Below are 20,703 nucleotides of genomic sequence, written 5' to 3' on the forward strand. Positions count from 1 at the left end.
GGCGCGTCAGCCGAAGTTCGGCGCGCGCTTTTCGCGCAGCGAGGCCACGCCCTCGCGCACGTCGGCGCCCGCGAAGCCCATGAATTCGAGCGCCAGCGAGGCATCGAAGGTGGGCCCGGCCTGGCGCAGCCAGTTGTTGAGCGCGTACTTGGTCAGGCGGATCGCGCTCTGGCTGCCGGCCGCGAGGCGGTCGGCCACCTCGTAGGCGCGCGGCAGCAGTTCCGCGTCGTCGACCGCCAGCGACACCAGGCCGATGCGCTCGGCCTCCTCGCCGCTGACTGGCTCGCACAGCAGCAGGTGGTACTTGGCCTTCGCCATGCCGCACAGGAGCGGCCAGACGATCGCCGCATGGTCGCCGGCCGCCACGCCCAGGCGGGTGTGGCCGTCGACGATCTTCGCGCCGCGCGTGGCGATCGAGATGTCGGCCAAGAGGCCCGCCACCAGCCCCGCGCCCACGGCCGGGCCGTGCATCGCGCTCACGATCGGCTTGTCGCAGTTGATGATGTTGTAGACCAGGTCGCGCGCCTCGCGCCACACGCGCTGGCGGATCGCGTCGTCGGCCGTCATGTCCTGCACCATGCCGAGGTCGCCGCCGCCCGAGAAGCCCATGCCCTCGCCGCGCAGCACGGCGCAGCGCACCGAGTCGTCGGCCGACACATCGCGCCAGATCTCGGCGAGTTCGCGGTGGCCGTCGTGGCCGGCCGTGGGCAGCTTGCCGTTGGTCGCGCGCATCTGGATGTCGAGCACGGTGCCATTGGCGCCGCGGCGCGTGATGGCGAGGGTCTGGTAGCGGGCGTAGTCCATGGTCTTTCCTGTCTCCGGTGCGCGCCGATCGCGCACGCTCGTTGTTCTTTCAGCGCTGCGAGGCCACCTCGCGGCAGCGCTTCACGTTGGCATCGAGGCGCGGCGCGAGCCCGGGCTCGCAGACATCGCCCGCGGGATCGAGCCGGCACAGACCGACCACCACGTAGTCCATCACGGCATCGGTGCACATCGGGTACTTGGCGAGCTGCGGGTTGGCCCTGGACTTGAAGCCCCAGCGTTCCGAGAACTCGATGGTGCGCGCCATCGCGCCATGGAAGAACTCGCGGTTCCTCGAGGCGACGGCGGCCTCCATGCGCGGCAGTTCCTCGTTGAGGTAGCCCACCGATTCGAGCGGGAAGTCGGCCGGGTTCTGCGACTGCGCGCAGGCGAGCGAGGCGGCCAGCAGCAGCGGCAGCAGGCAGGCGGCGCGCAACGGGCGCGGGTGGGTCGACGAGGAAGGGGCGGTGCGATGGCGAGGCATGGCCGTCGATTCTGCAACGTTTGCTGACAGTTTTGAATTCGGTCCGATGCGCCGGCGCCACGCGGCGCTTCCACGAAGCGCAGGTCGAGGCCCGCGCAGGCGTGGCGCGCGAGCACCAACTCGTCGGGCGGCGAGGCCTCGAGCAGTTGCCGTTCGGCCAGGAAGGCCCGCGCCTGCGGCAGCGAGCGCACGCCGAAGCACAGCGATTCGATGGTCGCGAACGGGTGTCGGCCCGGGGCCAGCGCCACGGCGATGTCGGGCATCAGAGCGATCGGGCCCTGTGGCGAAGCCGTCAACGCACGCCATCGCGCGCTCGCCTCGGCCTCGTCGGGCACGGCCAGGCCGATCCTCTGCAGACCGACCAGCCCCAGCGGCCCACCCGCGCAGGCCTGGAAGACCTCCGCATCGCGAGCACGCCGCTGCGGCGCATCGAGCGTCTCCGGCCACGGATAGATGGTGCCGGCCGCATCCCAGGCGCAGAAGAAGACGCAGCAGGCATCGGAGGACAGGTCGAGCAGCACCGCGTTGGTGAAGTTGGTGACCGATGCGCCCGATGCGTCCTGCGTGCGGTACGCACGCGGCGGCTTGCAGGCGATACCTCGCGCGGCCAGTTCGGCGATGCTCGCTTCCAGGTCGGCCGGGTCGAGCGCCAGGCCCTGCACGCGCGGCGGCTGCGCCTCGGGCGGCATGTCGGCGTCGTCGCGCGCGGCCCAGAGCTCGAGGTTGGTGTTGCCGACGTTGATCCAGCCGAAGCTCGCGAAGGCGCTGTGCTGCAGCGGCCAGCTCACCGGCAGGCCGAACTCGCCGGCGAGCAGCGACCACAGCGGCTCGACCGCGCGCAGGCGGATCACCACGTGGTCGAGTGCGCGGTACGGTGCCATCGCTGCGCGGCGGCCTACCGCCCCTTCTTCTGCTTGTCGAACTTGTGCCAGTAGCGGAACTCGTCCTCGTGCACCTCGAGGTCGACCTCGGACACGCGCGCCTGCAGCCGCTCCTGCACGTCGGCCACGGCCTTGTTGTAGATCGTGGGGCCGACCTCCTCGAGGAAGAAGCCCAGCAGCGCGCCGGCGGCGACGTTGCCGATCGGCTCTTCCATGTTCTCGCGGAAATAGCGCTCGATCGAGGTGATGGCCTGCTGGCGCAGCTCGCGCGAAATCTCGATGGTCATGCGGCGGGGTCCTTGCTGGATGCTCGAAAAGGGCATTGTGCCGATGCGTGGAGAATCGGGCCCCCGGCCGCGGCGCGAATGCGGCGGCCGCTCCCCCCAACCGAACCGATCGATCTCCATGGCCCGTCCCTCCCGCCAGCCCCGCATGCTCGAACGCGGCATCCTCTGCCTGCTCATCGGCGCCGCCGTGCTGCTGGGCCCGCACTTCCTGCAGGGCACGCGCTGGTTCGAGATGGTGGCGGGCGCCTCGGTGGTGGGCTGGTTCGCGCTCGCGCTAGGCGCGGCGCTGGTGGTGGTCGAGCTGGTGAAGCGCGGCAAGGATTCGCAACGGCGCTGAGCCGCGCGCCGCTCAGCGCCGCAGCTTCTTGACCAGTTCGACGACCGCGAGCACCACGGCGCCCGCGACGATGCCGACGCCGGCATTGACCAGCATCGAGCCCAGCGTGCCGAACACGCCCGAGGTCGCGGCCCAGGCCTCGACCGCATGGCCGAGCGCAGGCACGCCGTGCACCAGGATGCCGCCGCCGACCAGGAACATCGCGGCGGTGCCGGCGATCGACAGCCCCTTCATGAGCCAGGGCGCGCCCGCGAGGATCGCGCGGCCCACGCTGCGCGCGGCGGCACTGCCGCGCTGGCTCAGGTAGAGGCCCGCGTCGTCGAGCTTCACGATGCCGGCCACCAGGCCGTAGACGCCCACCGTCATGATCAGCGCGATGCCCACCAGCACGCTGAGCTGGGTGGTGAAGGGCTGGCCCTGCACGGTGCCCAGCGTGATCGCGATGATTTCGGCCGAGAGGATGAAGTCGGTGCGCACCGCGCCCTTGATCTTGTCCTTCTCGAGCGCCACCACGTCGACCGCGGCATCGGCCACGGCCTGTTCGTGGCGCGCGGTGTCGGCCGCGTGTTCTTCCTTGTGCAGGAACTTGTGGGCCAGCTTCTCGCAGCCCTCGAAGCACAGGAAGGCGCCGCCCACCATCAGGAGCGGCGTGACCAGCCAGGGCAGCCAGGTGCCGATGGCCAGCGCGGCCGGCACCAGGATCACCTTGTTGACCAGCGAGCCCTTGCACACCGCCCAGACCACGGGCAGTTCGCGGTCGGCCTTGACGCCGGCGACCTGCTGGGCATTGAGCGCGAGGTCGTCGCCGAGCACCCCGGCCGTCTTCTTGGCGGCGACCTTGGTGAGGACCGATACGTCGTCGAGCACGGTCGCGATGTCGTCGAGCAGCAGGAGCAGGCTGGAGGCCATGGATGGGCGAAAGGAAAATGAAAGGCGCGAGCTTAGCCGCTGCCGTGTGCAGGGTCCGTGAATATCCGCACATGCCGGGCCCGCGCCTTCGGGCGCGGCCACGCGATGTACGCCGAAAGCAGTCGGCCGAAGCCCTGAGCCGTCAGAGCGCGCTCAGCGCGATCGCCAGCATCGTGGCCAGCGAGACGCCGAACACCGCGAGGCCGACGGCGCGGCGGCGGTGCGTGAGCAGCCACAGCGCCACGCCCGAGAGCGACAGGAAGATCAGGCTGCCGGCCAGCGTGTCGACCAGCAGGATCCACGCGAGCGGCATGCCGCCGCCCTTGTGCATGTTGGTGAGGGTGGCGACGAGGCCGTTGCGCGTGGTGGCGACGCCCACCGAACGGTTGCCCTGCCAGTAGTCGGCCTGCACGGTCTGGTTCGGGCCGCCGAAGTTGAAGGTCCAGTGCGCGGGCTGCGTCAGCGCGGGCGCCTCGGGATCGGCCTTGCGGTCGACCCAGGCCACCGGCTTGGCGGGCTCGATGCGCGTGGAGCGCGGCGGGCCGTCGGTGCGCAAGGCCTGCTGCAGCCAGGCGGCCATCGCCTCGGGCGTGGCCGGCGCCGGCTCGGGCAGCGCGAGCTGGGCCCGGGTGCGTTCCTGCGCTTGCGGCAGCTTCAGCACGTTGCGATGGTTGAGCCAGATGCCGCTGAAGCCGAACAACAGCCCGAGCACCGCGCCCCAGAGGCCGAACCAGCCATGGGTGCGGCGGATCCACTGCACGGCGAGCGTGCGGCGCTGGTGCGATGGCACCCGGCGGGCGTGGCCCGGGGCGTGTCCGGCGTCCATGTCAGGCGACGTTGCGTTTGAGGCGGATCTCTTCGATGCGCACGCTGCCGATCTGCGTGGTCTTGGCGGTCTTCATCTCGCGCTTGAAGCCGGCCAGCTCGTGGAAGCGCATCGCGCGGTCGTTGCGGATCGGCACCCAGATGGTGACCGTGGTGCAGCCCTCTTCCTCGAGGCCTTCGCGCGCGGCGTCCCAGAGGGCGACGCCGATACCCTTGTCCCAGTGCTCGGGACGGACGTAGAGGGCCCAGATCTCGCCCGCGGTGGACGGGGTCTTGGGATCGCGCGAGCGGTCGAAGCCGACGAAGCCGACGACCTTGCCGTCGAGCTCGGCCACGTGGACCTGCGGTTCGCTGAACTCGATGGCTTCGCGCCACTTGGCCTCGCGCGAGGCGAGCGCCAGCGCGCGCAGCTCCTCTTCGGGCAGGATGCCTTCGTAGGCGGCCTTGGCGGCGGCGGCGTGGACTTCTGCGATGGCCTTGGCATCGCGCATCGTGGCGGGGCGAACTTCGTGGTCGGACATGAATGCGGGAAAAACGGATGGAACCGCCTATTGTCGCCGCACCGCTAAACTCCCAGCCCATCATCGCAGCAGCTCAGGAGAAACCTCATGGCCAAGGGTCAGCAACGTTCCAACAAGGAAAGCAAGAAACCGAAGAAGGACACCTCCCCGCCGAAGGCCCCGGCACTCGGCGGCGAGCCGGTGCGCGCGGTCGTCACCACGGCGGTGATTCCGCGCGGCAAGCTCAAGAACAAGTGATCCGCCACCCGTGAGCGACGCACCGGCCTCGCCGCCCTCCCCCACCGCGCCCCCGGCCCAGCCGCGCAATCCGCTGCATGGGCTGACGCTCGAAGCCATCGTGACGGCGCTGCAGGCGCATTACGGCTGGCAGCAGCTGGGCGAGCTGGTGCCGGTGCGCTGCTTCACGCACGAACCCAGCGTGGGCTCGAGCCTGCGCTTCCTGCGCAAGACGCCGTGGGCGCGCGAGAAGGTCGAGAGCCTCTACCTCTTCATGCTGCGCGAGCAGCGCCGCCAGGGCACGTCGACGCCGCGGCCATGAAGGTCCGCCTCGAGCCCTCGGGCCTGGTCTTCGAGACCGAGGCCGGCACCACCGTGCTGAAGGCGGCCGAGGCGGCCGGCATCGAGATGCCGAGCTCGTGCCGCAACGGCACCTGCCGCACCTGCATCTGTCAGCTGCTCGAAGGCGAGGCGCGCCACACCATCGAATGGCCGGGCCTGAGCGCCGAGGAAAAGGCCGAGCGCTGGATCCTGCCCTGCGTGGCCGAGGCGCTGGGCGACATCGCGATCGACGCGCCGCAGGCCTTCTCGCTGTTCGACGACGCCTGACTCAGCCGCGCACGGCCGGCGCCGCCACCACCAGCCGGTCGCGCTGCGCCAGCGAGGGGAAGAGCCTGAACCAGGTCAGCGCGACCAGCATCGTGCCGACGCCGCCCACCACCACCGAGCCCACCGGCCCGAGCAGCGCCGCGGTGGCGCCCGACTCGAATTCGCCGAGCTGGTTGCTGGCACCGATGAAGATCGAATTGACCGCGCTGACCCGCCCGCGCATGGCATCGGGCGTCTCGAGCTGCACCAGCGTCTGGCGGATCACCACATTGACCATGTCGGCGCCGCCCGAGACCGCGAGCGCGATCAGCGAGACGATGAAGCTGCGCGAGATGCCGAACACCACCATGCACAGGCCGAACAGCGCGATCGCCATCAGCAGCGCGCGCCCCACGCGGCGCTCGATCGGCCGGCGCGTGAGCGCGATCGACATCACCAGCGCGCCGACCGCGGGCGCGCCGCGCAGCAGGCCCAGGCCCCAGGGGCCGGTGTGCAGGATGTCCTTGGCATAGATCGGCAGCAGCGCCACCGCGCCGCCCAGCAGCACCGCGAACAGGTCGAGCGAGACCGCGCCGAGCACCGGCTTGCGGTTCCAGATGAAGTTGACGCCCGCGAACACGGTGCCGAGCGTGACCGGCTCGCGCGCCTTGGGCACGTAGGCATAGCGCAGCCGCAGCACCAGCGCGCAGGCCACCACGAAGAACAGCACGCTCGCGCCGTAGACCACCGCCATGCCCGCCACGAACAGCAGGCCGCCGAGCGCCGGCCCGCCGATGATCGCGCCCTGCATGCCGGCCGAGCTGAAGGCCATGGCGCGCGCCAGCATGACCGGCGGCACCAGCATCGGCGTCAGCGCCTGCTGGGCCGGCATCTGGAACGCGCGCACCGCGCCCAGCACCAGCGACAGCCCCAGCAGCAGCGCGCGGCTGTCGTGGCCGCGCAGCACCGCGAACAGCAGCGCCAGCGCCACCAGCCCCTGCACCGCGAAGCAGGCCGCGACGATGCGGCCGCGGTGGTGGCGATCGACCACGTGGCCCGCGAGCAGCGCCAGCAGCAGCGCCGGCACGAACTGGTAGAGCCCGACCAGGCCCAGGTCCCAGGCGCTGTTGGTCAGGTCGTACATGTGCCAGCCGATGGCCACCAGCAGCATCTGCGAGGCGGCGGTGCCGAACAGGCGCGCCACCCACATCTGCATGAACGGGCGTTCACGCGTGAGGTCGGAAAAACTCGGTGGGGAAGGCACCGCGCCGGCGGCGGCATCGAGGGGAGAGGAGGCGGAGGCTGAGGAGCCAGTGGCGGGGCCGGACATCCGTCCAAGGATAGCCCACCCACCGTGAGCCGCGCATGAGCGCCCGCCAACGCCCCTGCCTGGCCACGCTTCTACACTCGGGCCCTCCCATGGCTTCACCCCCGCTACGACCCGTTCACGAAGACGCCCACCTGCTGGTGCTCGACAAGCCTCCCGGCCTGCTGTGCGTGCCCGGCCGCGGCGAGGACAAGCAGGACTGCCTGAGCGCGCGCGCCCAGCGCCAGTGGCCCGATGCGCTGATCGTGCACCGGCTCGACATGGCGACCAGCGGCCTGGTGCTGATGGCGCGCGGCCTCGAGATGCAGCGCGCGCTCGGCGACGCCTTCGCCACGCGCCAGGTCGACAAGCGCTACGAAGCGGTGGTCGACGGTCTGCTGCCTGTGGACGCGGACTGGGCCTGCATCGATGCGCCCTTGATGGCCGACTGGCCGCGCCGCCCGCTGCAGAAGATCGACCCCGCCGGCAAGCCCAGCCTCACACGCTGGCGCGCCCTGGGCGGCCTCGATGGCGAGGCGCCCTGCAGCTATTTGCTGCTGGAGCCGCTCACCGGCCGCTCGCACCAGTTGCGCGTGCACCTCGCGTCGATCGGCCATCCGATCCTCGGCGATGCGCTCTATGGCAGTCCCGAAGTGCAGGCACGCGCGCCGCGCCTGCTGCTGCATGCGAGCGCGCTGGGCTTCGAGCACCCGGCCACGCGCGAACGCATGCGCTTCGCGAGCCGGCCCGATTTCGGGCCGCGCTTCGAGGCGTTGCGGGAGGCGGGAGAAGGCTCGGCGTGAGCGGCGGGAATCGGCGGGATTCGAAGGGGTGGCGCGGCGTTCTTCTCAGCCGCCCTTGACCACCAGCACCGGCACCATCGAGTCCTGCAGCACGCGCTGCGTCACGCTGCCGAGCAGCAGCTTCTCGATGCCGCTGCGGCCGTGCGAGCCCATCACGATCAGGTCGGCCGCGATGGCGATGGCCGTGTCCACGATGCCTTCGTGCACCACATGGCCGTCGATCACGCGCTGGTCGCTGTGCAGGCCTTCGGCCGCCAGCGCGGCCACGCCGCGCGCTAGCGCCGCATTGGCGCTCGAGGTGGCCGCGGCGAGGTACTCGTTCTGGCCGAGCGCATAGTCCGCGCCCACGCCGATGAAGGGGTAGTTGTCGATCACGTGGATCAGGGTGATGCGGCTTCCGAAGGCCAGCGCCAATCCGCTGGCCTTGCTGACCGCGAGCATGGAAGTTTCGGAGCCGTCGATGGGGACCAGGATGTGATTGAACATGGCGGACCTCGCTTTCTTCGTTCGCAGGCAGACAGGGTCCAGTCCACGGGCCGTTTGAGATGGCCGAAGACCGGGCCCCGAATTTAACCGCAAGGCCGCGACACAACTGTAGGACGCCTCCCAGCCAGGGAAATCGCGGATACCGCGTGCGCGCGGCCCGCGCCTGCAGGCCGCGCAGCGCCTCGCGGCGCGGGTTTCAGTCGCCCTGAAAACCCTGGGCGCGGCAGGTGATCACCAGCGTGTCGCGCCAGCCCGTGCCGTTCTCCTCGAGCGGCTGGATCGGTGTCGATTCGTGGATCACGCGCGCATCGTCGAGCAGCAGCAGCGTCCACGGCTCGGTCATGGTGAAGCGCTCGCCGCGCCGCCCGTTGGCCTCGAACACGCGCGTCTCGCCGCCCTTGATGTCGTGGCGGCCCACCAGCGCCACCGCCACCAAGTCCACGCCATCGCGGTGCGCGCCCTCGGGCGTCGGCCGGCCGATGCCGCCCGCGGTGTCGATGCGGAACTGGTGCGCTTCCACGTACCAGCGCTGCGCGCCGCGCAGCTGGCTCGCCGCTTCGCCGAGCTTGACGATCAACCGCTGCCAGGCCGGCTGCGCGATCGTGGCCGCGAGCATCGGCGCGAACCAGCGCTGCATGCCGCCATGCAGCGCGTTGTATTCGACCGGTTGCCAGTGCGCGCGGCGCGGTACCTGCTGCATCGCCTCGCCATCGACGGTGAAGCATTCGTGGCGCCGCGTGCGATAGCGGCCGCCGTCCTTCAGGTATTCGTCGGGCGGAAGATCGTTCCAGTCGGCATGCAGCGCCTCGAGCTGCGCGACCGGCAGGCCGAGCCAGTCGCCCACGGCCTGTGGGCCGAGCACGGCGTAGCCCTGGTCGCGCAATGCGGCCGGCAGTTCCGCGGGATGGATGAACGGCGGATCGAAGGCCGGGGTGGTCACGACGCCGTGACCTTCACGTCTTTCCAGAACGCGACGCGGTCGCGGACCATCTCGGCCTCGGGCTTGGGGTCGGCGTAGTACCAGGCGGCGTCGGTGTTGAGTTCGCCGTTGACCAGCAGCGAGTAGTAGTTCGCGCTGCCCTTCCAGGGGCAGGTGGTCTTGTGGTTGCTGAAGGTCACGACGTCGCGGTTGAGCGACGACATGGGGAAGTAGTGGTTGCCCTCGACGAGGACGGTGTCGTCGCTTTCGGCGATGGTGGCGCCGTTCCAGGTGGCTTTCATTTGGGTTTGGGTCTCCGACTGGGGGGATGTGTTTGGCCGGAGGGGTATTGTGACTGTTTGGTTTCTGGTGTTTTGTTGGGGTGGTTTTTTTGCTCTTTGGGCTGAGGTTGGATTGGGGCTGTTTTCTTTGCTTGAGGCTGTAGGCCGGGTCTCGCCCCGGCGGGCGACTTACTTTCTTTGTCTCGCCAAAGAAAGTAAGCAAAGAAAGGCGACCCCGCTGTCTGTGTCCCTCCGCTTCGCTGCGGGCAACCTGCGGTGCTCGGAGAAAGCGGGGGTCCGCAGAACTCGCTGCACTTCGTTGCGCTCAGACAGCTGCGGCCCTTATCCCGCTTTCTCCTGCGCTCCTCGGCACAGCCAGAGGGGATCAGGGTCAACGCGCCGTGGCGCGTCCTTGTGTGGGGTGTGTGAGTGCGAAGGCCCTGGGTCTTCTTCCACCGGGGCCGAGCGAAGCGAAGGCCTGTCGGGTATCTGTGGCCGAGCGCAGCGATGGCCCGACCCACCCCCTCTGGCTGCGCCGAGGAGCGCAGCGTTTCGCGGATCAGGGCTCGCAGCTGTTTGAGCGAAGCGAGTTCTGCGAGACCCCGCGAAACGCGAGCACCGCAGGTTGCCCGCAGCGAAGCGGAGGGTCGCAGACAGTGGGTCGCCTTTTCTTTGGTTACTTTCTTTTGGCGAAGCAAAAGAAAGTGACTCGCCCGCCGGGGCGAGACCCGGCCAACAGCCTCAGCAAGAAAACATCTCCTAAAAGAGCCCTAGAAAAAGAGCCCTCAAGCCCCCAGCCAATGCACGCTGAACAACCTCTCCGAATCCACCCAAACCGCCCCCGGCCGAAACCCCGCTTTAACGGCCAAAGCACGAAACCCATCCACAGTGAACTTATGCGAGTACTCCGTATGAATGGTCTCCCCTTCCTCGAACCCAAACGACTCGCCATTCAATGAAACGCTCTGAGCCCGCCGACTCACCAGATGCATCTCGATCCGCCGCAGAGGCGCATTGAAGAACGCCGCATGCGTGAACCCATCGAGATCGAAGTCCGCATCCAGCTCCGAATTGGCACGCCGCAACAGATTGAGATTGAACGCCGCCGTCACCCCTTGCGCATCGTTGTAGGCCGCATGCAACCGCGCCGGATCCTTCACCAGGTCCACCCCGATCAGCATCCCCCCACCGCGCAACATGCGAGCCGCCAACTGCAGAAAGGCCAGCGCCTCGTCAGGCTCGAAGTTCCCCAGCGTAGACCCCGGAAAGAACCCCACCCGCCGCCCGGCCCCAGGCATGGGCGCGGGCAACACCAGCGGCATCGTGTAGTCGGCCGCAATCGGCTGCACGGCCAACTCCGGATAGTCCGCACGCAAGCGCGCAGCAGCCCCTTCGAGATACTCGCCCGAGATATCGATCGGCAGATAACGCTTCGGCGATTCGAGCGCATCGAGCAGCAAGCGGATCTTCGTCAACGACCCCGCCCCGAACTCCACGATCTCCGCATTCGGCCCGATCTGCTTCGCGATCTCTCCCGCGCACTCGCCGAGGATGCGCAACTCGGTGCGCGTCGGGTAGTACTCGGGCAGATCGCAGATCTGATCGAACAGCTGCGAGCCCACGACGTCATAGAAGAATTTCGGCGAGATGCTGCGCGGCGTGCGCGCCAGCCCCGCCTGCATCTCGCGCGCGAACTCGGACAGCGGCGCGGTCGTGGCGGGCGCAACGACGGCGGGACGCTTCTTCGCCGAGAACGGCAACGAAGAAGACGAGGAAGAAGCGGAAGCAGTCGAAGCTGCCGCGGGAATGGGAGCGAATGGGCGCATGGTCAGAGATCCTTCGCGAGCCGCAGGCCGGTGAATTGCCAGCGCGCGGCCGGCGGGAAAAAATTGCGATAGCTGGGGCGCGCATGGCCCTCGGGGGTGGCCACGCTGCCGCCGCGCAGCACGAGCTGGCCCACCATGAACTTGCCGTTGTATTCGGCCGCGACGCCAGGCAGCGGCTTGAAGCCCGGATAGGGGTCGTACGAGGAACGCGTCCATTGCCACACGTGGCCGGTCATCTGCGAGATGCCCGGGTTGCCGAACGCGGCCTCCCACTCGAACTCGGTCGGCAGCCGCGCGCCGGCCCACTCGGCATACGCGGCGGCCTCGTAGAAACTCAGTTGCGATACCGGCGCCTCGGGCTCGATCGGCCGCACGCCGTGCAGGCCGAACACATGCCAGCCGCCGGCATTGGCCGACGAGGCCCCCAGGCGCGGATCGTCGGGCGCGAGCCAGTAGGCCGGATGGCGCCAGCCCTGCGACTGCACCGCGGCCCAGCCGTCGGACAGCCACAGCTCGGGCCGCTGGTAGCCGCCATCGGCGATGAACTGCGCATAGTCGCCACAGCTCACGAGCCGGTCGGCGATCGCATGCGGCTGCAGCAGCGCGCGATGGCGCGGGGTCTCGTTGTCGAACGAGAAGCCCGCGCCGTCATGGCCGATCTCGACCAGGCCGCCCTCGTGCGGCAGCCAGCGCATGGCGGGCGGCACCGCGGCCAGCCGAAGCGCGGGGCCGCCGGCGGGCTTGTAGGCGGGCAGCAGCGGGTTGCACGACAGCGCATGCAGGATGTCGGTGAGCAGCAGCTCCTGGTGCTGCTGCTCGTGGTTCAGGCCCAGCGTGACGATGGGCTCGAGCGTGGTCCAGGCGGCCTCGGCCTCGTCGCTGTCGAGGAAGGCCAGCACGGCCGCATCGACATGGCGGCGGTAGGCCTGCACCTCGTCGAGCGAGGGCCGCGTGAGCAGGCCGCGCTGCGGACGCGGATGGCGCGGGCCCAGGGCCTCGTAGTAGGAATTGAAGAGGTAATGGAAACGCGTGTCGAAGGGCTGGTAGCCGCTGGCGTGCGGCTGCAGCAGCACGGTCTCGAAGAACCAGGTGGTGTGCGCGAGATGCCATTTGGTGGGGCTCGCGTCGGGCATCGACTGGATGCACTGGTCTTCGGCGGAAAGCGGTGCGGCAAGCGCGAGGCTGGCGGCGCGCACGGAGCGGAACTGCTCTCGCACGGTGCCGGCTGCCGGCGTGATCGGCCGGGAAAGCGTCATGGGTTCTCCAGTCGCGGGTCAACGAAGTTTGTAGCCGAAGCCTTCGGCGGCGGCGCGTAGGACAAAAGCCCGCGCCAGAGCACCCGCCGTCCCCGCGTGGTTCTCGTTCCTCGGCGGGTCGGCCACTTTGGCACAAGATGGCTTCGCGTGCAGGGCGCTGCGTATCATCCGTTCGATGCAAACGACCAACTCCCCAGGCCGCCCCCGCGTCGTCATCGTCGGCTGCGGTTTCGGCGGGCTCGAAGCGGCTCGCAAGCTGCAAGGCGCCGACGTCGACGTGACGGTGATCGACCGCACCAACCACCACCTGTTCCAGCCGTTGCTCTACCAGGTGGCGACCGCCGGGCTGGCGGCGCCGTCGATCGCGGCACCGGTGCGCGGGCTGTTCCGCGGCCAGGCCAACATCACGACCCTGCTCGGCGAGGTCTCGGCCATCGATCCGGCCGCGCGCACGGTGCGCATGGCCGACGGCAACCCGGTGCCTTACGACCACCTGATCGTCGCGGCCGGCGCCACCCACAGCTATTTCGGGCGCGACGAATGGTCGGCCAATGCGCCGGGCCTCAAGACCCTGGCCGATGCCTTCGAGATCCGGCGCCGCGTGCTGCTGTCCTTCGAGACCGCCGAACTCACGACCGACGCGCAGCGCCGCCGCGCGCTGCTGACCTTCGTGGTGATCGGCGCCGGCCCGACGGGCGTGGAGATGGCGGGCACGCTGGCCGAGATCGCCAAGCACACGCTCGCGGGCGAGTTCCGCCACATCGACCCGGCGAGCGCGCAGGTGCTGCTGGTCGAGGGCGGACCGCGCGTGCTGCAGGCGATGCCCGAGGGCCTGAGCCAGAAGGCGCTCGAGCAACTCGAGAAGCTGGGCGTCGAGGTGCGGCTCAACGCGCGCGTGACCGCGATCGACGCCACCGGCCTCGAGGTGCAGACCGGCGGCGGCGCCGATGGCGCGCCCGCGCAGAGCTACCGCATCGACAGCAGCTGCGTGGTGTGGGCCGCGGGCGTGGCGGCCTCGCCGCTCGGGCGCATGCTCGGCGGCGCCACGGGCGTCGAATGCGACCGCGCGGGCCGCATCAAGGTCGAGCCCGACCTGAGCCTCGCGGGCCATCCCGAGATCAGCGTGGTCGGCGACCTCGCGGCCGCCATGAGCCATGCGCCCGGCAAGGAACCGCGGCCGGTGCCCGGCGTGTCGCCCGGCGCCAAGCAGGCCGGGCGCGCCGCGGCCGCCAACATCCTGCGCCGCATCGCGGGCCAGCCCACGCAGGCCTTCCGCTACCGCGACTACGGCAACCTCGCGACCATCGGCCGCAACTCGGCCGTGGTCGACCTCGGCACGCCCTTCGGCCCGCTGCGCTTCAGCGGCCGGCTCGCGTGGCTGTTCTGGCTGTTCGCGCACGCGTACTTTCTGATCGGCTTCCGCAACCGCATCGTGGTGATGATGGACTGGGCCGGCGCCTACTGGAGCTTCCAGCGCAATGCGCGCGTGGTGGCCGACGTGAACGGCCGCAGCGAGTCCTGAGCCGCGCCGCCGCAGGAGGTCCGCCATGTCGCTGCTGCCCTGGATCGCGCTGCACGCCCTCACCGCGCTGTTCTGGCTCTGGATCCTGCGCTGGGGCGGCGCGCACTGGCTCGAAGGCACCTTCGCCTCGGGCTTCCTCGTGAGCATCTTCGCGCCGCGCTGGAGCGAGGAAGGCCTGCGCATGTGCGCGCTGCTGATGCTGATCGTCTGCGGCATCAGCTTCGTGCTCGGGCTGTTCATGCCCGAACTGCGCTGCTGGTACGGCGGCGCCTGCTGAGCGCCGCCGTCCGCTCTCGGCTACGGGCGCTCAGGTCCCGACCACGCCGCCGTCGTTCTTGGTAATCGCGACCGTCGCCGAACGCGGGCGGCCCGCGCCATCGGGCCACTTCGACACCGCGAGCGGGCGATCGGGATCGCTGCGCTCGTTGGCCGGCTCGCCCGGATGCTGGATGTTGATGAACAGCGTGCGCAGGTCGGGCGTGGCCGTGAGGCCGGTGATCTCGCAGCCGGCCGGGCCGAGCAGGAAGCGGCGGATCTCGCCTTGCGTCGGATCGCAGGCCAGCATCTGGTTGTTCGGCAGGTTGGTGTAGTCGCCCTTGCCGAGCGTGGAGGTCGAGACGTCGGTCTGGATCCACAGCACGCCGCGCGCATCGACCATCAGGCCGTCGGGGCTGCCGAAGGCATCGCCCTTGACGTTGCCCTGCGCTTCCCAGCGCGACTGCTTCGGGTCGCCCGCGAGCACCAGGTGGTTCCACGCGAACTTGGTGCCGTCGAGGTCGCCCTGCTCCTTCCAGCGGATGATCTGGCCCATGGTGTTGTTGGAGCGCGGATTGGCCGCGTCCATGAACGGCTGGCCGGCACCGCCGCGGTTGCTGTTGTTGGTCAGCGTGCAGTAAACCTCCTTGGTCAGCGGATCGACGGTGGTCCACTCCGGGCGGTCCATCTTGGTCGCGCCCAGCAGGTCGCTGGCCTGGCGCGACTTGATCAGCACGTCGCCCTGGCTCGCGAAACCCTTGTCGGCCACGAGTCCGTTCTGGCCCTGCACGAGCGGCAGCCATTCGCCGCTGCCGTCGACATCGAAGCGCGCCACGTAGAGCGTGCCGTGGTCGAGCAGCTCGCGGTTGGCGGCCGCGCCGCCGGGCTTCACCGCGTCGCGGCTCACGAACTTGTAGATGTATTCGAAACGCGAGTCCTCGCCCATGTAGACCACGGCACGGCCGTCGGCGGTCAGCGCGGTGGCCGCGCCCTCGTGCGCGGCGCGGCCCATCGCGGTGCGCTTGCGCGGCGTGGAGGCCGGGTCCTGCGGATCGATCTCCACCACCCATCCGTAGCGGTTGGGTTCGTTCGGGTTCTTCGTCACGTCGAAGCGCGGCTCGTGCTCGTGCCAGCGGTACTTGGCGCCGTTGCCCTTGCGGATGCCCCAGCGCTTCTGGTGCGCGTCGGGCGACTCGGGGCCCTCGAAGTAGTCGGCGAAGTTCTCCTCGCAGGTCAGGTAGGTGCCCCAGGGCGTCTGGCCGTTCGAGCAGTTGTTGTAGGTGCCCAGCACCTGCGTGCCGCTCGGGTCGGCGGCCGTGCGCAGCATCGGATGGCCGGCGGCCGGGCCGCTCAGCGTCATCGGCGTGAGCGCGGTGACGCGGCGCGCGAAGCGCGAGGGCAGCACCTGCGACCACTTCGCGCCGTCGCGCTGCAGCTCGATCACCGACACGCCGTGCGCGTTCATCGACTTGCGCACCTTTTCGGGCGTCCAGGTCTTCATGCCGTCGGCGTGCAGCAGGCCGTCGTCGACGTACTCGTGGTTGAGCACCAGGAGGCCGCGGTTCGAGCCCTCGATCGGGAAGAAGGCCATGCCGTCGTGGTGCATGCCGGCCTGCAGCGCCTGGTCGTCGGCCGAGTTGGAGCCGTCGGTCCTGAAGGCGGGCATGCTGCCGGCCACGCCGGTCGGATCGCCCCAGCGGTAGAGCACCTGCGCGCTGTAGCCCTCGGGCACGACCACCTGGTCGACCGCGGCCATCGCGATGCCCTTGAAGCCGATCGCGCGGCCCAGGCCGGCGACCGCGCCACCGCCGCTGCCGGCGGTCGATGCGCAACCCGCGAGCGAGCCGGCCGCGAGCGGGCCGAACAGCCCCGCCACCGCGGCCGCGAGGCCGCCGCGCACGAGCACGCGGCGCGCCGGATCGGACACCTCGTGGATCGTGGGGTTGGCGGAAAGGTTGGAGTCCTCCATCCGGTCGAAATTCTTGGCCATGTCGTTGTTCTCTTCGGTGCGTGGGTTGCAAGAACCTCGAATGCTCTTCGCGCCGCATGAATCTCGCGTGACATGGGCCGTGCCCGGCCTGAAGGCGCTCAGAAGGACGAGAAGAAGTTGTCACTCCAGTGAGATTCGCGTCGCTGCCGGCGCCATTCCCAGGGTGGCACGGGCTTGGTGTCGGCCCACAGCCCGGCACGCTGCGCGCGGGCGCCGTCCTGCAGCCGGAACAGGTCGCCGCCGCGCTTGCTCGCGATGCCGTGGTAGTCGTAGACCCAGGCCCAGCCCTCCGACACCATGCGCCGGCCCGCGTCCTCGCCGTTGCACGACACGTCGGCCACGGTGCGGCCGTAGCGGTCGGTGTCGCGCGCGGTGATCAGCGCCTTCTCGGCATAGCAGAGCCGGCTCAGCGCCTGGCGGCTGCGCTGGCCATAGGGCTGCGCCTTCTCGGGCGCGTCGATGGCGGCGATGCGCACCTTGACCTGTTCGTAGGCACCGCTGCGGCCGCAGCGCGCGGTCAGCGTGTCGCCGTCGCTGACGCCGACGACGAGGCAGCTGCGGGAGGCGGCGGCGTGGGCCAGCAGGGGGAAGGCAAGAAGGATGGGAAGGAACGCGCGCAGGTGCATGAAGAAGACGGACGGATCGACAACGGATGAGGACGCATCGAGGCTAAGGGATTCGCGTGCCGGGCGCGCTGGGGACACACATTTTTTCCAACGGCGCTCGGCACCTTGCCGCCCGCTTGACAGGGCGGCGCGGCCTTCTATGATCGAGTTCAATTATCTTGATGCAAGTTCCGAAATATGGAACTCGTGAAAATCCAATCATGAGCAACACCTTCTCGCAGCAACGCGTCGCCATCGTCGGCGGCACCTCCGGCATCGGCCTCGCGGTGGCGCAACGCGTCGTCCAGCAGGGCGGCCAGGTCCACGTGGGCGGTCGCTCGCCGCAGCGGCTGTCGGCGGCCCTCGAGCAGCTCGGCCCCGCGGCCACCGGCGCGACGGTCGACTCGTCCGACGCGGATTCGCTCACGCGCTTCTTTTCACCGCTGCCCGCCATCGACCACCTGTTCACGCCCGGCGCGAGCTACAGCGTCGCGCCCTTCGGCAGCGAAGACGTGGCCCAGGTCGAAAGCCCGTTCCGCCAGAAGTTCTGGCCCCAGTACTGGGCCGTGCACCACGCGCTCGCCAAGCTGTCGCCCAGCGGTTCGGTGGTGCTGATGTCGGGCGGCGCGGGCGCGCGGCCGCTGCCGGGCGTCGCCAGCTACGCGGCCTGCAACAGCGCGATCGAGGGCCTGGGGCGCGCGCTCGCGATCGACCTGGCGCCGCGGCGCGTCAACACCGTGTCGCCCGGCACCATCGACAGCCCGCTGTGGCGCGGGCGCCCGGCCGCCGCGCGCGAGGCCGCCTATGCGGGCTTCGCCGCGATCAGCACGCTGGGCCGGGTCGGCACCGTCGAGGAAGTGGCCGACGCGGTGGTGTTCCTCATGGGCAACGGCTTCATGAGCGGCACCACGCTGTTCGCCGACGGCGGCTACACGCTGCGCTGAGGAGTCGCGCCATGCCGATCCGCATCCGCGTCGTCACGCCCCATGTCGCCCCGGTGCCCGCGAAGCTGCGCGAGATCGAGGATCTCGCCGAGGGCGGCGCGCTGCAGCTGTCGCAGGTCAACATCGCCGACGGCCCGCGCGCGATCGAGAGCGCGGCCGACGAGCACCGCTGCCTGCCCGGCGTGCTCGCGCGCATCGAGGAGGCCGAGGCGCAGGGTGTCGACGCGGTGGTGGTCGACTGTTTCGCCGATCCCGGCGTGGCGGCCGCGCGCGAGCGCGTGGCGATCCCCGTCATCGGCCCGGGCGAGGCCAGCCTGCACCTGGCCGCGACGCTCGGCCGGCGGCTCGCGATCGTCACGGTGCTCGAGAGCGTGCGCCCGATGATCGATGCGCTCGCCGAGCGCACCGCGCTGGGCCCGCGGCTGGCGCCGCTGCGCGTGGTCGACACGGCGGTGCGCGAACTCGACGCCGATCCCGAACGGCTGCTCGCGCGCCTGACCGAGGCGGCGGCGCGGGCCGTGCGCGACGACGGCGCCGACGCGATCGTGCTGGGCTGCACCGGCTTCCTGGGCGTGAGCGATGCGCTCGCGCGGGCCCTGGCGGCCCAGGGCCTCGCGGTGCCCGTGATTCATCCGCTGCGCAGCGCGGTGCTGCTGGCCGCGACGCAGGTCCGGCTCGGGTTGCGGCACCGGGCGGCGCGCCCGGCGCGCTGACTCGGCGCCTCAGGCGTTCTCGGCTTCCTGCAACAGGCGCCACATGACCTTGCCGCTGCCGCTCTTGGGCAGCGCGTCGACGAACTGCACCTGGCGCGGGATCTTGTAGACCGCCATGTTCTCGCGGCACCAGTCGATGATCTGCTGCGCGGTCGTGTCCTTGTGGGTGGCGCGCAGCACCACCACGGCCTTGACCGATTCGCCGCGGTAGGCGTCCTTGGTCGAGATCACGCAGGCTTCCTGGATCGCCGGGTGGCGGAACATCAGCAGCTCGACCTCGGCCGGCCAGACCTTGAAGCCGCTGGCGTTGATCATGCGCTTCAAGCGGTCGGTGATGAAGAAGTAGCCCTCCTCGTCCATGCGGCCCATGTCGCCCGAGCGGAAGAAGCGCTTGCCCTCGAACTCGACGAAGGCCGCGGCCGTGGCCTCGGGCCGCTTCCAGTAGCCCTGGAACACCTCGGGACCGTGGATGATGATCTCGCCCGATTCGCCCGGCGGCAGTTCCTTCAGCGTGTCGGGGTCGACCACGCGCGCGTCGGTGCTCATGAACGGGATGCCCAGGCACTGCTGCTTGGGATGCTCGGCCGGGTTCGAGTGCGAGGGCGCGGCCGTCTCGGTGAGGCCGTAGCCTTCCTGGTACTTGAGGCCGAACTGGTCCTGCAGCCGCTGCGCCACCGCCTGCGGCATGGCCGCGCCGCCACCGCCGATGTAGCTGAGGCTCGAGAGGTCGTAGCTCGCGAAGTGCGGGCTCGCCATCAGGTCGATCACCATGGTCGGGATGTTGGTCCAGCTCGAGACCTTCCAGCGCGAGATCAGGCGCCCGGCCACGTCGCGGTCCCAGCGCGGCATGATGACCAGCGTGGCGGCCGCGAGGATCGCGGTGTGCATCATGCTGACCACGCCGGTGATGTGGAACATCGGCACCACGGCCAGCACCACCACCTCGGAATGGGCGCAGCCCCAAAGGACGCCCGACAGGGCGTTGTGCATCAGGCTCGAATGGTGGTGGATGCAGCCCTTGGGCAGGCCGGTGGTGCCGCTGGTGTAGGGCAGCAGCGCCATGTCGTTGGCGCCCACCACGTGCTCGGGCACCGGGTGGCTGGTCTCGAGCGCCTCGGTCCAGGCCATGACCTCGCCGCCGGCCAGCGCGGGCAGCGGATGGCGCGTGCCGAGCCAGTCGACCCAGGCGGGCGCGGGCGCGTCGTCGCCGGTCACGCCGGGATCGAAGGCGTCGGTGAACTGGGTCACGATCATCCTCGACAGGCGTTCGCCCTCGGGCAGCGCGTCGCTGGCCTTGGCCAGCTCGCCGGCCAGGTCGCCGGTGGTGATCGCCACCTTGGCATCGGCGTCGGTGATGTAGTGCTTGAGCTCCTCGGCCCGGTTCATCGGGTTGACCGGCACCACCACGGCATTGGCGCGCAGGATCGCGAAATGCGCGATCACCAGTTGCGGGCAGTTCTGCATGTCGAGCAGCACGCGGTCGCCGCGCTTCACGCCCAGCGCATGCAAGGTGCCGGCCAGGCGCTCGACCTGGCTCGCCAGCTCGCGGTAGCTGGTGACGCGGCCGAAGAACACCAGGGCGTTGTTGTCGGGGTAGCGCTCGGCGGCGGTCTTGAGGTTGTGCCAGAGCGACACCGCGGGCACGGTGATCGAATGCGGCAGGCGTTTGGGCCAGAACTTGTGATGCGGGCGTTGTTCCAGGGTCATGGCAGGCGGGCGGAAGGGGAATGGGGAATCCGGGCGGGGCGCGTCCGGCCGGAATGCCGGGCGCGCGAACCGCACGCCAGCCTAAGCCGAGCGCGGCGCGGCTCCCATCGGGGAAGCCCCCGGAGCGTCACCTTGGCGACGCCCTTTTTTCTACGTCGTCCGATCGCGGCCTGCCGAAAAGGCCGGGGCGACAGCGCCGGCGACTACAGACGCGGCGCCTGGTTTCGGCGATACCCGGGGC

The 20,703-nt window shown here is 70.0% G+C and carries 25 protein-coding genes; 10 read left to right on the forward strand and 15 right to left on the reverse strand.

The window, feature by feature from the left end; all coding sequences use genetic code 11:
• Positions 1-6: 6 nt before the first annotated feature.
• Positions 7-804, reverse strand: a complete 798-nt coding sequence (locus BM109_RS01455) for an enoyl-CoA hydratase/isomerase family protein (RefSeq protein ID WP_093339948.1) — start codon at positions 802-804, stop codon at positions 7-9.
• Between the two features lie 49 nt (positions 805-853).
• Positions 854-1,285 (reverse strand): hypothetical protein, encoded by a 432-nt coding sequence (locus BM109_RS01460; RefSeq protein ID WP_256222258.1) that lies wholly within the window; start codon positions 1,283-1,285, stop codon positions 854-856.
• 32 nt (positions 1,286-1,317) lie between these two features.
• Between BM109_RS01460 and BM109_RS41780 the strand changes: the two genes are divergently transcribed.
• Complete coding sequence (locus tag BM109_RS41780) at positions 1,318-2,220, forward strand: hypothetical protein (protein WP_371268767.1); 903 nt, start codon at positions 1,318-1,320, stop codon at positions 2,218-2,220.
• On the opposite strand, the gene BM109_RS01470 is transcribed toward BM109_RS41780, so the two are convergent.
• A complete protein-coding gene (locus BM109_RS01470; RefSeq protein ID WP_093339951.1) occupies positions 2,181-2,453 on the reverse strand; it encodes a DUF2164 domain-containing protein in 273 nt (90 codons plus the stop codon). The two genes, BM109_RS41780 and BM109_RS01470, sit on opposite strands and share 40 nt — an antisense overlap.
• Positions 2,454-2,571: 118 nt before the next feature.
• Here BM109_RS01470 and BM109_RS01475 point away from each other — a divergent pair, with 118 nt between their 5' ends.
• Positions 2,572-2,790 (forward strand): hypothetical protein, encoded by a 219-nt coding sequence (locus BM109_RS01475; protein ID WP_057597821.1) that lies wholly within the window; start codon positions 2,572-2,574, stop codon positions 2,788-2,790.
• 12 nt (positions 2,791-2,802) lie between these two features.
• Here the strand turns inward: BM109_RS01475 and BM109_RS01480 are convergent, their stop codons facing one another.
• The 3 genes from BM109_RS01480 to BM109_RS01490 all read right to left on the reverse strand — a co-directional run bounded on the left by BM109_RS01480 (position 2,803) and on the right by BM109_RS01490 (position 5,045).
• Entirely contained in the window at positions 2,803-3,699 is an 897-nt protein-coding gene (locus tag BM109_RS01480) for a DUF808 domain-containing protein (protein WP_093339954.1), read from the reverse strand.
• A gap of 142 nt (positions 3,700-3,841) precedes the next feature.
• Complete coding sequence (locus BM109_RS01485) at positions 3,842-4,525, reverse strand: PepSY-associated TM helix domain-containing protein (RefSeq protein WP_093339957.1); 684 nt, start codon at positions 4,523-4,525, stop codon at positions 3,842-3,844.
• Position 4,526: 1 nt separating this feature from the next.
• Entirely contained in the window at positions 4,527-5,045 is a 519-nt protein-coding gene (locus BM109_RS01490) for a GNAT family N-acetyltransferase (RefSeq protein ID WP_093339960.1), read from the reverse strand.
• Positions 5,046-5,132: 87 nt separating this feature from the next.
• Here BM109_RS01490 and BM109_RS41100 point away from each other — a divergent pair, with 87 nt between their 5' ends.
• From BM109_RS41100 to BM109_RS01500, 3 genes are read left to right on the forward strand one after another with little or no spacing between them, the layout of a single operon-like run.
• Positions 5,133-5,282: a hypothetical protein gene (locus tag BM109_RS41100; protein WP_177239215.1), complete on the forward strand. Its 150-nt coding sequence runs from the start codon at positions 5,133-5,135 to the stop codon at positions 5,280-5,282.
• Between the two features lie 10 nt (positions 5,283-5,292).
• Entirely contained in the window at positions 5,293-5,583 is a 291-nt protein-coding gene (locus tag BM109_RS01495; protein WP_093339963.1) for a VF530 family protein, read from the forward strand.
• Positions 5,580-5,870 (forward strand): 2Fe-2S iron-sulfur cluster-binding protein, encoded by a 291-nt coding sequence (locus BM109_RS01500; protein ID WP_093339966.1) that lies wholly within the window; start codon positions 5,580-5,582, stop codon positions 5,868-5,870. The genes BM109_RS01495 and BM109_RS01500 overlap by 4 nt, the downstream gene beginning before the upstream one ends.
• Position 5,871: 1 nt before the next feature.
• Here the strand turns inward: BM109_RS01500 and BM109_RS01505 are convergent, their stop codons facing one another.
• Positions 5,872-7,179 carry an MFS transporter gene (locus BM109_RS01505; RefSeq protein WP_256222259.1) on the reverse strand — a complete coding sequence of 436 codons (1,308 nt, stop codon included), beginning with the start codon at positions 7,177-7,179 and terminating at the stop codon, positions 5,872-5,874.
• Between the two features lie 89 nt (positions 7,180-7,268).
• Between BM109_RS01505 and BM109_RS01510 the strand changes: the two genes are divergently transcribed.
• Positions 7,269-7,958 carry an RluA family pseudouridine synthase gene (locus tag BM109_RS01510; RefSeq protein ID WP_093339971.1) on the forward strand — a complete coding sequence of 230 codons (690 nt, stop codon included), beginning with the start codon at positions 7,269-7,271 and terminating at the stop codon, positions 7,956-7,958.
• Positions 7,959-8,003: 45 nt separating this feature from the next.
• On the opposite strand, the gene BM109_RS01515 is transcribed toward BM109_RS01510, so the two are convergent.
• The 5 genes from BM109_RS01515 to egtB form a co-directional block, all read right to left on the reverse strand.
• Positions 8,004-8,444, reverse strand: a complete 441-nt coding sequence (locus tag BM109_RS01515; protein WP_057597897.1) for a universal stress protein — start codon at positions 8,442-8,444, stop codon at positions 8,004-8,006.
• A gap of 196 nt (positions 8,445-8,640) precedes the next feature.
• Positions 8,641-9,384, reverse strand: a complete 744-nt coding sequence (locus tag BM109_RS01520) for a 2OG-Fe dioxygenase family protein (protein ID WP_057597896.1) — start codon at positions 9,382-9,384, stop codon at positions 8,641-8,643.
• Positions 9,381-9,665 (reverse strand): DUF427 domain-containing protein, encoded by a 285-nt coding sequence (locus BM109_RS01525; RefSeq protein WP_093339974.1) that lies wholly within the window; start codon positions 9,663-9,665, stop codon positions 9,381-9,383. The genes BM109_RS01520 and BM109_RS01525 overlap by 4 nt, the downstream gene beginning before the upstream one ends.
• Before the next feature lie 764 nt (positions 9,666-10,429).
• Entirely contained in the window at positions 10,430-11,326 is an 897-nt protein-coding gene (egtD, locus tag BM109_RS01535) for an L-histidine N(alpha)-methyltransferase (RefSeq protein ID WP_256222371.1), read from the reverse strand.
• 146 nt (positions 11,327-11,472) lie between these two features.
• Entirely contained in the window at positions 11,473-12,726 is a 1,254-nt protein-coding gene (gene egtB, locus BM109_RS01540; RefSeq protein ID WP_093339979.1) for an ergothioneine biosynthesis protein EgtB, read from the reverse strand.
• Positions 12,727-12,901: 175 nt separating this feature from the next.
• Between egtB and BM109_RS01545 the strand changes: the two genes are divergently transcribed.
• Positions 12,902-14,248: an NAD(P)/FAD-dependent oxidoreductase gene (locus tag BM109_RS01545; RefSeq protein WP_093339981.1), complete on the forward strand. Its 1,347-nt coding sequence runs from the start codon at positions 12,902-12,904 to the stop codon at positions 14,246-14,248.
• Between the two features lie 25 nt (positions 14,249-14,273).
• Positions 14,274-14,525 (forward strand): hypothetical protein, encoded by a 252-nt coding sequence (locus tag BM109_RS01550; RefSeq protein WP_093339983.1) that lies wholly within the window; start codon positions 14,274-14,276, stop codon positions 14,523-14,525.
• Positions 14,526-14,555: 30 nt separating this feature from the next.
• Here BM109_RS01550 and BM109_RS01555 read toward each other — a convergent pair whose 3' ends face one another.
• Positions 14,556-16,493 carry a PhoX family protein gene (locus BM109_RS01555; protein WP_093339985.1) on the reverse strand — a complete coding sequence of 646 codons (1,938 nt, stop codon included), beginning with the start codon at positions 16,491-16,493 and terminating at the stop codon, positions 14,556-14,558.
• Positions 16,494-16,591: 98 nt separating this feature from the next.
• Positions 16,592-17,119 carry a thermonuclease family protein gene (locus BM109_RS01560; RefSeq protein ID WP_093339988.1) on the reverse strand — a complete coding sequence of 176 codons (528 nt, stop codon included), beginning with the start codon at positions 17,117-17,119 and terminating at the stop codon, positions 16,592-16,594.
• A gap of 200 nt (positions 17,120-17,319) precedes the next feature.
• Here BM109_RS01560 and BM109_RS01565 point away from each other — a divergent pair, with 200 nt between their 5' ends.
• Positions 17,320-18,042: an SDR family oxidoreductase gene (locus tag BM109_RS01565; protein ID WP_093339990.1), complete on the forward strand. Its 723-nt coding sequence runs from the start codon at positions 17,320-17,322 to the stop codon at positions 18,040-18,042.
• Between the two features lie 11 nt (positions 18,043-18,053).
• Entirely contained in the window at positions 18,054-18,755 is a 702-nt protein-coding gene (locus BM109_RS01570) for an aspartate/glutamate racemase family protein (protein ID WP_093339992.1), read from the forward strand.
• A gap of 9 nt (positions 18,756-18,764) precedes the next feature.
• On the opposite strand, the gene BM109_RS01575 is transcribed toward BM109_RS01570, so the two are convergent.
• Positions 18,765-20,462, reverse strand: coding sequence for a long-chain fatty acid--CoA ligase (locus BM109_RS01575; protein WP_177239216.1), 1,698 nt, complete (start codon positions 20,460-20,462; stop codon positions 18,765-18,767).
• Positions 20,463-20,703 lie beyond the last annotated feature (241 nt).

It is taken from the genome of Variovorax sp. PDC80 (assembly GCF_900115375.1).
Classification (GTDB): domain Bacteria; phylum Pseudomonadota; class Gammaproteobacteria; order Burkholderiales; family Burkholderiaceae_C; genus Variovorax.

Coding starts and splice junctions, on each gene's coding strand:
- BM109_RS01455 (WP_093339948.1), bottom strand. CDS start 804: ATGGACTACGCCCGCTACCAGACCCTCGCCATCACGCGCCGCGGCGCC.
- BM109_RS01460 (WP_256222258.1), bottom strand. CDS start 1,285: ATGCCTCGCCATCGCACCGCCCCTTCCTCGTCGACCCACCCGCGCCCG.
- BM109_RS01470 (WP_093339951.1), bottom strand. CDS start 2,453: ATGACCATCGAGATTTCGCGCGAGCTGCGCCAGCAGGCCATCACCTCG.
- BM109_RS01475 (WP_057597821.1), top strand. CDS start 2,572: ATGGCCCGTCCCTCCCGCCAGCCCCGCATGCTCGAACGCGGCATCCTC.
- BM109_RS01480 (WP_093339954.1), bottom strand. CDS start 3,699: ATGGCCTCCAGCCTGCTCCTGCTGCTCGACGACATCGCGACCGTGCTC.
- BM109_RS01485 (WP_093339957.1), bottom strand. CDS start 4,525: ATGGACGCCGGACACGCCCCGGGCCACGCCCGCCGGGTGCCATCGCAC.
- BM109_RS01490 (WP_093339960.1), bottom strand. CDS start 5,045: ATGTCCGACCACGAAGTTCGCCCCGCCACGATGCGCGATGCCAAGGCC.
- BM109_RS41100 (WP_177239215.1), top strand. CDS start 5,133: ATGGCCAAGGGTCAGCAACGTTCCAACAAGGAAAGCAAGAAACCGAAG.
- BM109_RS01500 (WP_093339966.1), top strand. CDS start 5,580: ATGAAGGTCCGCCTCGAGCCCTCGGGCCTGGTCTTCGAGACCGAGGCC.
- BM109_RS01505 (WP_256222259.1), bottom strand. CDS start 7,179: ATGTCCGGCCCCGCCACTGGCTCCTCAGCCTCCGCCTCCTCTCCCCTC.
- BM109_RS01510 (WP_093339971.1), top strand. CDS start 7,269: ATGGCTTCACCCCCGCTACGACCCGTTCACGAAGACGCCCACCTGCTG.
- BM109_RS01515 (WP_057597897.1), bottom strand. CDS start 8,444: ATGTTCAATCACATCCTGGTCCCCATCGACGGCTCCGAAACTTCCATG.
- BM109_RS01525 (WP_093339974.1), bottom strand. CDS start 9,665: ATGAAAGCCACCTGGAACGGCGCCACCATCGCCGAAAGCGACGACACC.
- egtD (WP_256222371.1), bottom strand. CDS start 11,326: ATGCAGGCGGGGCTGGCGCGCACGCCGCGCAGCATCTCGCCGAAATTC.
- egtB (WP_093339979.1), bottom strand. CDS start 12,726: ATGACGCTTTCCCGGCCGATCACGCCGGCAGCCGGCACCGTGCGAGAG.
- BM109_RS01545 (WP_093339981.1), top strand. CDS start 12,902: ATGCAAACGACCAACTCCCCAGGCCGCCCCCGCGTCGTCATCGTCGGC.
- BM109_RS01550 (WP_093339983.1), top strand. CDS start 14,274: ATGTCGCTGCTGCCCTGGATCGCGCTGCACGCCCTCACCGCGCTGTTC.
- BM109_RS01555 (WP_093339985.1), bottom strand. CDS start 16,493: ATGGCCAAGAATTTCGACCGGATGGAGGACTCCAACCTTTCCGCCAAC.
- BM109_RS01560 (WP_093339988.1), bottom strand. CDS start 17,119: ATGCACCTGCGCGCGTTCCTTCCCATCCTTCTTGCCTTCCCCCTGCTG.
- BM109_RS01565 (WP_093339990.1), top strand. CDS start 17,320: ATGAGCAACACCTTCTCGCAGCAACGCGTCGCCATCGTCGGCGGCACC.
- BM109_RS01570 (WP_093339992.1), top strand. CDS start 18,054: ATGCCGATCCGCATCCGCGTCGTCACGCCCCATGTCGCCCCGGTGCCC.
- BM109_RS01575 (WP_177239216.1), bottom strand. CDS start 20,462: ATGACCCTGGAACAACGCCCGCATCACAAGTTCTGGCCCAAACGCCTG.